The sequence below is a fragment of the Phormidium tenue FACHB-1050 genome (genome assembly GCF_014696925.1).
Lineage (GTDB): Bacteria > Cyanobacteriota > Cyanobacteriia > Pseudanabaenales > Pseudanabaenaceae > Pseudanabaena.
This window is the reverse complement of sequence record NZ_JACJQY010000080.1, coordinates 1-9,315: the sequence shown is the minus strand read 5'-3', so window position 1 is coordinate 9,315 and position 9,315 is coordinate 1. Positions and strand designations below refer to the sequence as shown.

Here is a 9,315-nt window from a genome sequence, read left to right as displayed (position 1 = left end):
GTTCTATGGATGGTTTACGCAATACCGCCGCTTTATTGACGGTTATTCAAACTTGTAAAGCTCAAGGTAAATCTGTCATTGATTTTTTTCGTCAAGCTTTAGTTGATCCTTCTTCCATCTCTCTCATCCCTATTCTTACCTGAATTCTTACTTTAGAACAATGAATCAGATTAAATTTTGGAAAACACTCGTGCAAAACAAAAAATATAAGCGGTTAGCGATTTTTTTAGTAGGAATAATAACTTTGATTGTCAGTCTACTCATTCATTTTTGGTTTGATAGTCCAGTTGAAGCTAAGCAACCAGTTAGTGTATTAATCAGTAGTAAAGCTGATAGTTATAAGGGTAGAGGTTTAAACGTTCGTAGGGGCAATAATACTCGGACAGAAAAAGTTCAAGTGGGAGCCACCCAACTTAGTAATCCAAAGGATCAATTAATCGTGGAAGGTGACAGCAAATCTTACGCATCTCTTGTCCATTTACTTGTTCGTTTATCGAAGAAAAAGCCGCCAGAGTATGGCGGGTTAATTATGAAAACCATACCTAGTAAATACTCTTCTAACTATTGGTTTTCTTGTATTATTAGTGGAAATTACTTGATGGGGTGGCGGCAGGGAGGTGAAAGTCGCTCTTGTGGAGATCGTAAGGGATTAACAATTATAAATCGTAATGGATTAACAGTTGTAAATATAAATAGTAAATCTTCTGTTAACCTTGATGTCCCAGAAATTGCTAAAGCTACTAAAATCAAAAAATTATTAGTAGCTCAAGCCTCGGATGAGATAACTATCTTGCCTTGCTTTCAACGAACAATAATTCAAACATTGAATTCTGAAATTGGTATAACAATTGACGTTATTGAGGGAGATATCCAAGTTAAATCAACTAGAATTCCAGAGGAGCAAATTATTAAAAAGGGTGAGAGATATGCTTATCCTCAAAACACCATTTCAACTTTAGATCTTGATGCTATTAATCAAAAACCTGAAGTAAAAGACTTTCTTGACCCTGCTAGTTGGTCGCCACCGAACGTTCCTTCAAATATCGCTAAAGAGATTGCAGAGCAGCTTAGTGTTATTCAGGCACCGCCACCTGAAAATACTGTTGATTCCACATTTATTAAAACAATACTGTCAAAGCATAATTATTATCGCAGTATTCATCGTAGCCCAGACCTAGTGATAGATAGAGCATTAAATGCTAAGGCGCAAGCTTGGGCAGAGCGGATTGCTTCTTCAGGTGAGCTTGCCCATAGCAATCAAGATCAGAGAAGTGGTTCTGGCGAAAACATTTACGTTAGTTACACAACGGAAAATTCTATTGCCCCCGATACACTAGCCAATAGCACGATGCAAAATTGGTATGACAATGAAGTGAGCCAGTATAATTATGATTCCCCTGGTTTTTCCCAGAGTACAGGACATTTTACGCAGGTGGTGTGGAAGAGTACCACCCAATTGGGTTGTGGTACTGCCAAGGGGAATAAAACACTTGGTGACCAGACATATAATGCCTTTTATGTAGTTTGTAACTATGCTCCTGCTGGCAATGTATCTAGTCAATTTCCTACTAATGTACTTAAGCCTTAGCCGTTATTCGTTATGGCAAACATTTAACTGCTATTCAGGAGTTAGTACACTCAGTAACACCTTCTTTCTGAGTAGGATTTAAGCACCATTCTTTAATATTGACAGGAAAAATACCATCACGAAGATTTGCACGAACTCCTAATAGTTCACTTTCTGTTGGTTTATTAGGATGATTCGGATATAGAATTACAGTTGCAAAGAATTCGCCACGTTTATATATTTTTACTTGCTTATAACCCTTAGATAATGCAGTTTCCATCTCAGGTTTTGCTTCTGCCAAAGTTGTATCACTACTAATTACAACTCCCCAAGTATCTATGTCAGTTTTGAGTTGTTCAGCTTTTTTAATTGTTGAATCATCAACTTTGAGCTTCGAGTCAACGGGCAAAGAATCATTAATTCTTTCAAAGAGTTTTTTAGCGTCTTCTGGGTAACGAAGCAAGATTAACGCAATTGCAATTTGCCTTTCTTTTTCCTTATCACTGATGATTAACTGTGCATTTTTTGTAATAAAGTCATATTTTTCTTTTTGTTGAGAGTCTTGGAACTGAAGTCTAGATAATTCAAGCTGTCCTTCTTGAACTTTTGCATTTATATCATTCAGTTTTTGATTGCCATAAAAACCAATTAAAGCAACCATAATCGTCGCAAATACTGTCAATGGCGTATTTAATTTGTCAAAATCAAATCCCTTTTTATCTTCATTGTCAGACATGTTTCTACCTACTTTAAATTGAAAGAATACAAAAGTAACGAAAACCTGAATATGATTAATAAATCATAATTGTAAAGTTAGAATAAATCTACAAACGATCGCACTTCGTAATACCAACCGATCGCACCCTTAAAGCACCCTCTCCAATCTCTTCACAAACACCGAATCCCTATCGCTCTAAAAACTCAGTAGCCCTAGTCATCGCCACGTATAACTGCCTCGCTTCATCTGCGATCGCCTGAGACTGATTTGGCATAAATCCCACACCAGGAATAAACACCACTGGAAACTCAAGCCCTTTGCTACTGTGCATTGTTAGCAGTTTCACGCTTTGCGCTTCAGGGTGGTAACGCTTGCTGTTACTGTCTTCGTTTAGCCATTCCACAGGTATACCAGCATCTTTCTTCTCTGGGTTTGCCATTCTTTACCCTTTGTACGAAGGCAAGTCTGTCCGATGACAAAGCTTTGCTTGAAATGTTTGCTCAAAACATTGATTACTTTAAATCTAAACCCGTGAATATTCCCAAGATAACTCTCATGGTTGATCATGGTTATCATCCTGATAAGTTGATCCCTGCCTTAGAAGAGCTTTATCCGCAGATTATGACCAAGATTAGGTTTAAGGTTGCTCCGAAAATGTCTAGTCAGGAGAAGAATGCTTTGGGCATATCTGGTTTTGTCGTCATTCCTATGCGTTGGATTGTCGAACGTTCCAATGCTTGGATGGATCGTTGTAAAAGTCTGGTCAAAAACTTCGACAGAACTTTAGACAACTCTAATGCGAGAATTCATCTTTGCTTTATCAGGCTTATGCTTAAGCGCCTTGCTAAAGCTTCCTAAGATACCAAATGGGTTCTATATATATGGAGGCGACGCTATCGCAAGTCCTTTTGAACAAACATAGATTTGCGATCGCGCTGCCACTCTTTGCTTGGGCTATAGCTATTTAGATACTTGAAGACTTTGAGTGATTTAACTTCCAATGAATATATTCTTCTATCCTTGGGAAATAGTCCATCACTACATCTAGACCACCTGGGCGATCGCTAAGATACGCCTCTAGATAAGCAGAGTTTTTTTTGCGTGGCAGCTTTCCTGCATCGCGATCGCGTAAGCCTTCTTGATAATGAGCTGCTCTGCTGTGACCCAACATAATAATAACTAACTCCAAACATTTAATCGCTAATGCATATGTAACATGTTCTTATTGTATACAATTTTACAAAATTGAGAATTTTTAGAATAATAACTTTACAAAAGACAAAGAAGAATCCTATATTGGCGGTGCAAAGCACCGCCAATATAGGATTCTTCTTTACAAAACTAAAATTTGCGAAACCAAGATTTATACCGCTCGCTATCACTGACTTTTTGCTCTATGGATTCGACTCTTTCCACTAGGCTAAGGTCTTTTTCATGAGTACTGTGGTTATCGCCTACTTTGGACAACGAAGATCGCCAAAAGGAATATTTTCACTACTGCCATCGGGCGCAAAAACTACAGCACAGGCTCAGACACGAAGTAACAATACATTTGAGATATTGGGCTTTAAATCGAAACTTTATACAATGCGATCTCCTTTTGGTTCTAGTGGAAATAGATTAAGGTTCCCATCCACACATCGGACAATTCCAACTTAGGCGATCGGTTAGACTAAGTTTATTGTTGTTTCACGACCATTTTTACTACCCATCAAGCATGAAGTGAGTAATATGCGCCAATCAACAAAGTCGGTCTGATTCCATCTTTGCTGAAGTAGCTAAATCTTATTTATGAATTAAGGCAGTTAAGATTAATTTATGCTAAACAATTTCTGGTATGCCGTTGAGTTTTCAGATGAAATTACATCTATCCCTAAGCGTATTAAGGTACTAGATCAAGATTTGGCAATCTATCGCACAGATTCCCAAAAGATTGTAGCTATGCAGGATTTATGCGCTCATCGTGGGGCTGCTCTATCTGGTGGACGGAGCAAAGGTGAATGTATAGTTTGTCCCTATCATGGATGGGAATATCAAGCCGATGGAATCTGTGTAAATATTCCTGCTAATTCATCCGATACACCTATCCCTAATAGAGCTAAGGTCAAGGTTTATGAAGCTCAAGAAAAGTATGGTTGGGTCTGGTTATTCATGGGTGATGTACCTGAAGCTGAGCGTATCCCAATTCCAGAATTGCCTAATTTCAATAATGCTAAACTCAAAACTCTTCATGGAGATTTTCTTTGGCATACCCACTACAGCCGTGTTATTGAAAATGCCTTAGATGTTGCACATGTACCTTTTGTTCACACTGGTGCATTTGGAGATAAAGATCGTCCAGAGATTACCGAATTTACAGTAGAAAATTACCCAACTGGTGCGGGGGCAACTGTGATGGTCAATGCGTCACCACCTAAGGGTATTTGGGGCTTTTTGGCATCAAAGCAACCTTCAACAGTTAAATCTAGAACGGCTTTCTTTATGCCCAATATTACGGTGCTAGAGGTACATTTAGTATTTGGTAGATTGCTCGTTTACAGCGCTCATGTTCCGATTGACGATCAGACAACGGTAAGTAAGTGGATTAATCAACGGAGCTTTTTTACTGGTAACTGGGCAGATGCAGATGCGCGTAAACGAGTCTTAAAGATTTTTAATCAAGATAAACCAATTGTGGAATCTCAACGCCCCCAAATTGTCCCCTATGACCTCAATGCAGAATTACACGTTCAATCAGATGCTTTACAGGTGGAGTATCGCAAAATGTGCCGTCAGTTTTTTAAGAATTAGTCGTTCTGCCATCCACAGATCGGACAATTCCAACTTAGGCGATCGCTTGAATATTGATATCGGTATTGCGGACACAAGTCCGTAAATACAGGATGCGTCATTAAAATTTGATACTGTTGCGCTCTGGTTAACCTTGGCTGATATAGCTGTTATATTGTGAATTAGTTTAGATATTGTGATGGAGATATAGATATGACTTCACCAATTGACAATTTAGAATCACTTGATCCTTTTTTCGATAATCACCCTATAAAAGAGCTTCCTATCAAGGGTTCTAAGAGAATGAAAATGGGGAATGCAGGTAATATGTATGGTCGGGCAAAAACTGAAACAAATGGTCTGGCAAAAAACGAAACAAAACCTGAGAACATTTTAAAAAATGATGATGACTTTGAGCTTGATGAATTGTGATGTGACTGCAATAAACATGATTGTGACAATCTGTTAAGACGAGACATTATTGTGATAGCGATCGCATATTCCCACCCTCAACATCACAGGAGCATAGATTCGAGATCGCAGTGCAAACCTTGATAGAACGCGATACTAACCCCATAGAGAAAAACGTTCACAAGGCAAAAGCAATGATCCTCAATTCACTAAACCAAGTTCGCTCGATTGTAATCAACACCGTTGTTGGCAATGAACAAGCGATTATCTTTCTAGGCAAAATCTTTGTAGTCGATAAAGCTTATAACTCTCTCAACGATGCGATCGCAGGATGTAGAAGAGATTTAGATTTGGGCATGGCAATATTAATCGCTCCTGAAGCAAACCAGTTCAAGGTTTGGGTTTCGATTCCTAACGAATTGATTTTGCAATCTGCTTAATTTGCTTTCACCATCAGCAACTCATCCCAACAACTCGTATATCTGGGCGATCGCAGATCGCTACGCATTCTCCACTCTTGCCTAGTCCCCTCACTGGCAAATCTAATCGTTCCAGATCCATAGCGCCTATTTAGCGAGTCAATTACTGCCATTAACTTTTCATCATGGCGATCAACTGCGGGTGATAGCAGATCCAACTGCACCGCATCAACCGAGCTTAAATCGTTCAGACTTACGCCACATTTCTTATAACTGAATCCTTCTCGAAAAATACTGGTCATACAGATCTTGGCATACCGAATCAATATTTGAGAACTGTTTGTTGCCGTCGGCAAAGAAACTGTGACCGAATTGCTATATTGCAAGTCATTGGGTTTGAATCGGTTAGTCGTTAAAAACACCCCTAGAACCGAAGCTCTTAATTTTCTATGCCTTAATTTTGCCGCTCCCCTTGCTGCATGATGGGCGAGCGCTTCGTGCATGTGTTCGAGCGTAGTCAAAGGTTGACCAAACGATCGCGAACAAATCATATGCTTTTGTGGTGGGGCGATCGCTTCCAGTGGCAAGCATGATAAACCGCGCAGCTCGTGCATAATCCTGACCCCAACAATGCCCATGATTTGCTTGATTAATGATTCATTCGCATCTCTTAACTGAGCCGCTGTCGAGATACCATGCGATCGCAAGCGCACACCCAAGCGTTGATTTATTCCCCAAATATCTTCGATTTCTAGATTGTTCAGTACGCGATCGCGCAGCTCGTCAGTCAGTAATTCTGATACACCACTGACGGATTTCTTAGCAACTCGATTAGCAACCTTTGATAAAACTTTAGTTGAGGCAATACCAATACCTGTAGGAATGCCAGTCCATCTAAGAACTTTCTCTCGCAATTTCACGCAAAGCTCTATTAGTCCATCGGTTCCCAAATGTGCGAAGCCCGTCAAATCTAAGAAGCATTCATCAATCGAATAAATCTCAACTTCTGGCACAGACGCAAAAAGCACATCGTAAAATTTATAATGAGGCGTAAACTCCAAGCTAAGCCTGTAATTTTTGTTTTAAAGCTTGATAGGCTCTATCCATTGTGGCATTGTGATTCTTTTCAGTGATGGCTTTGAACAAGGGTAGTTTGACAAAAAGAGCAAAGAAGGGATTGGCAACTGTCACATCCCAAAAATATGTGGCGGATGTACCGTGACCTTGCGTTTCCAGTACCCATTTCCCCCGACCAATCAAGTTGCCTGTTGCTTCAAGTTCTAGCAGGTGGGGCGGTGCTACTTTAACAACCCTCAAATTAAAACGAAAGGTATAAGGCAGATCACCACGATACTCAACATCAATATCGACACTAGGACGATCATTTGTTGAATTGCACGGGGAAACCTTGCGAAAATCTGTTAGCCATCCAGAAATATTTGAGGTGTCCTCAATCTCTTGCCATACACTTTCAATGGGAGCATTGAAATACCATTTAGTAATGAAGTGGTACATACAACTATATTTGTAAATCAATGGGTATCAATGAAAATGATGTTACTATTCCATCGTTTTTTGAGCAATAAGCGATCACTATCTATTTCATAATCGAAACTTTCCCCTAGAACAATTCAAACATGGAACTAAAATCAGCTACACCAAAATCTCGACTCAGATACCTACGCATATTATTTTTCATCCCTGCGATCGCCGCTTTGGCTGTGATAGCATATTGCATTTGGCAAATATTTCCTTGGTTTGTGGCAATGGCGATCGCTGGTCCGATCGCTAGTTATTCGATTTTGCAGATAATTCCACTGTTTGTTAAATAAGTAGTTAGGTGCATTAAATTACACAAAATATTGGACTGCAAATCAGCAAAAGCAACTAGACCAAAACGACAATCTATAAATAATTCTATACATCTAATTTAGAGCATATTTATCTCGTTAATTAGGATTAGCGCATTACAAATGTATCTTTGAGTTGTAGCGTGATTGCCAAAGATTGACCAAGGTAATCCTCTGCTTTCTTCTTTTGTCCTAGTTTGTCGTAAACAACCGACAGTCCAGCTAGTGCTTGACCTTCAATAGCTTGGGCTTTAATTCCCCTTGCAATGGTTAAAGATGCCTGAAAACTTTCAATAGCTTTGTCATATTTGCCACGAAAATAATATGAAAGACCTTGACAGACTAAATCTTGACCTTCACCGCGTTTATCTTTGATTTCTCGATCAATTACTAAAGCTTGCTGTGCATATTGCAAAGCTATTTCAAATTCTCTTTTGTAAGCATAAGCATTACAAAGGTTTCCAAGTACTTGCGCCTCACCCTTTCTATCTTTGATTTCCCTCATAATAGCCAAAGATTGTTGTAGGTTTTCAAAAGCTTTATCAAATTTGTTGATAGAAAAGTAACTTAACCCCATATAAAGCAGAGTTTTGCCCTCAGAGCTTTTGTCTACAATGTTTTTGTAGATCGTTAATGCTTGCTGAAATGATTGCAAAGCAGACTCAAACTGAGAGATTTTAACTTTCTCTTTCCCTTGCTCAAATAGTCGATTTGCATCATTCTTGCGGCTTTGTATTGTCTGCGCTTGGGCAGTGATTAAAGACAAATCTGATGGTAGTCCAAATCCCAAAATGCTAATTATCAAAACAAACGCAACCGAGTAAAACCGCGAAGTCATAACACTGCCTTTGAGACTACTTCAAAATTTTAGCCTTAGCGAGTCGATCTCCAGATAAATTTTAATCAATAAAAAAAGCGATCGCTGTTTGCGAACAAGCGCTAGCCTCTAAATGTGATGGGGATTCGTTAGCTTTTTACCTAATAAAGCCTCGATACCAATAACGCTTAGATTGACAGCTTGCTGACAGCTTTTTAAAACTTAAGTATCCATCCTGCGAATCAATCTTGAGATGCAAGGCTAGTACCAACCACATCACCAATCCTTTCTAGTAAGGTTACCTATCAAAAAAGTTAGTCAGTCTTATTGAAATAAGATTGACTCGCTTTTTTGATAAGTTAGATGTGGTGAATAACTCTTTAGCTTTGTCACTATGCTACAGCTAATTCCATAAACCATTGGTTAATCATGATTGGCTCCTGATTGACTGTGTATTTGCCTGATGGGGATGTCTTAACCCAATCAGGATATTGGTAATTTTTTCGATTCATCGCCATCTGTTCAGTTTCTGTGAGCTTGCGGAAAATTAGAATGTCGGCAACTACTTCCGTGTTGGCAAATCTCTTAAAAGCTATATCTGGCAATCTAATGGCAGTCACAAGCTCTAACTTACTCGCTAGATATCTCCGAAAGCTAGTATTGGCAGCATCAAGAGTGAAGCAACTGGTAATTATGGCTATCAGCCCATTTTCCCTCACTAAATCTGTACATTTGGCTAGAAAGTAATTGTGAATGCTCAGGTT

General features: G+C 39.1%; 13 protein-coding genes. 6 read left to right on the top strand and 7 right to left on the bottom strand.

Going from position 1 to position 9,315, the window contains the following annotated elements; all coding sequences use genetic code 11:
• Positions 1-160: 160 nt before the first annotated feature.
• Positions 161-1,588, top strand: coding sequence for a CAP family protein (locus tag H6G05_RS24580; RefSeq protein WP_242025817.1), 1,428 nt, complete (start codon positions 161-163; stop codon positions 1,586-1,588).
• Positions 1,589-1,622: 34 nt separating this feature from the next.
• On the opposite strand, the gene H6G05_RS24575 is transcribed toward H6G05_RS24580, so the two are convergent.
• Positions 1,623-2,303, bottom strand: coding sequence for a hypothetical protein (locus H6G05_RS24575; protein WP_190582558.1), 681 nt, complete (start codon positions 2,301-2,303; stop codon positions 1,623-1,625).
• A 169-nt stretch (positions 2,304-2,472) separates the two neighbouring features.
• Positions 2,473-2,724, bottom strand: coding sequence for a 3'-5' exonuclease (locus tag H6G05_RS24570; RefSeq protein ID WP_242025815.1), 252 nt, complete (start codon positions 2,722-2,724; stop codon positions 2,473-2,475).
• A 53-nt stretch (positions 2,725-2,777) separates the two neighbouring features.
• Between H6G05_RS24570 and H6G05_RS24565 the strand changes: the two genes are divergently transcribed.
• A complete protein-coding gene (locus H6G05_RS24565; protein ID WP_242025813.1) occupies positions 2,778-3,143 on the top strand; it encodes a transposase in 366 nt (121 codons plus the stop codon).
• Positions 3,144-3,249: 106 nt separating this feature from the next.
• Here H6G05_RS24565 and H6G05_RS24560 read toward each other — a convergent pair whose 3' ends face one another.
• Positions 3,250-3,456 (bottom strand): hypothetical protein, encoded by a 207-nt coding sequence (locus H6G05_RS24560; protein WP_190582557.1) that lies wholly within the window; start codon positions 3,454-3,456, stop codon positions 3,250-3,252.
• A 647-nt stretch (positions 3,457-4,103) separates the two neighbouring features.
• On the opposite strand from H6G05_RS24560, the gene H6G05_RS24555 reads away from it, so the two are divergent.
• The 3 genes from H6G05_RS24555 (at position 4,104) to H6G05_RS24545 (ending at position 5,905) form a co-directional block, all read left to right on the top strand.
• Positions 4,104-5,075 (top strand): aromatic ring-hydroxylating dioxygenase subunit alpha, encoded by a 972-nt coding sequence (locus H6G05_RS24555; RefSeq protein ID WP_190582555.1) that lies wholly within the window; start codon positions 4,104-4,106, stop codon positions 5,073-5,075.
• 192 nt (positions 5,076-5,267) lie between these two features.
• Positions 5,268-5,486 carry a hypothetical protein gene (locus H6G05_RS24550; protein WP_190582553.1) on the top strand — a complete coding sequence of 73 codons (219 nt, stop codon included), beginning with the start codon at positions 5,268-5,270 and terminating at the stop codon, positions 5,484-5,486.
• Positions 5,487-5,596: 110 nt separating this feature from the next.
• Entirely contained in the window at positions 5,597-5,905 is a 309-nt protein-coding gene (locus tag H6G05_RS24545) for a hypothetical protein (RefSeq protein ID WP_322096431.1), read from the top strand.
• Here the strand turns inward: H6G05_RS24545 and H6G05_RS24540 are convergent.
• Together H6G05_RS24540 and H6G05_RS24535 are read right to left on the bottom strand one after the other, a co-directional pair.
• A complete protein-coding gene (locus tag H6G05_RS24540) occupies positions 5,902-6,912 on the bottom strand; it encodes a Y-family DNA polymerase (protein WP_190582550.1) in 1,011 nt (336 codons plus the stop codon). The two genes, H6G05_RS24545 and H6G05_RS24540, sit on opposite strands and share 4 nt — an antisense overlap.
• Positions 6,913-6,946: 34 nt before the next feature.
• Positions 6,947-7,399, bottom strand: coding sequence for an SRPBCC family protein (locus H6G05_RS24535; RefSeq protein WP_190582548.1), 453 nt, complete (start codon positions 7,397-7,399; stop codon positions 6,947-6,949).
• A 122-nt stretch (positions 7,400-7,521) separates the two neighbouring features.
• On the opposite strand from H6G05_RS24535, the gene H6G05_RS24530 reads away from it, so the two are divergent.
• Positions 7,522-7,716 carry a hypothetical protein gene (locus H6G05_RS24530; RefSeq protein ID WP_190582546.1) on the top strand — a complete coding sequence of 65 codons (195 nt, stop codon included), beginning with the start codon at positions 7,522-7,524 and terminating at the stop codon, positions 7,714-7,716.
• 127 nt (positions 7,717-7,843) lie between these two features.
• Here the strand turns inward: H6G05_RS24530 and H6G05_RS24525 are convergent, their stop codons facing one another.
• Both H6G05_RS24525 and H6G05_RS24520 read right to left on the bottom strand, forming a co-directional pair.
• Positions 7,844-8,524 carry a tetratricopeptide repeat protein gene (locus H6G05_RS24525; RefSeq protein ID WP_206756226.1) on the bottom strand — a complete coding sequence of 227 codons (681 nt, stop codon included), beginning with the start codon at positions 8,522-8,524 and terminating at the stop codon, positions 7,844-7,846.
• A 419-nt stretch (positions 8,525-8,943) separates the two neighbouring features.
• Positions 8,944-9,315, bottom strand: a 372-nt coding sequence (locus H6G05_RS24520; RefSeq protein WP_322096430.1) for a class I SAM-dependent methyltransferase, incomplete at its 5' end; no start/stop codon positions are given.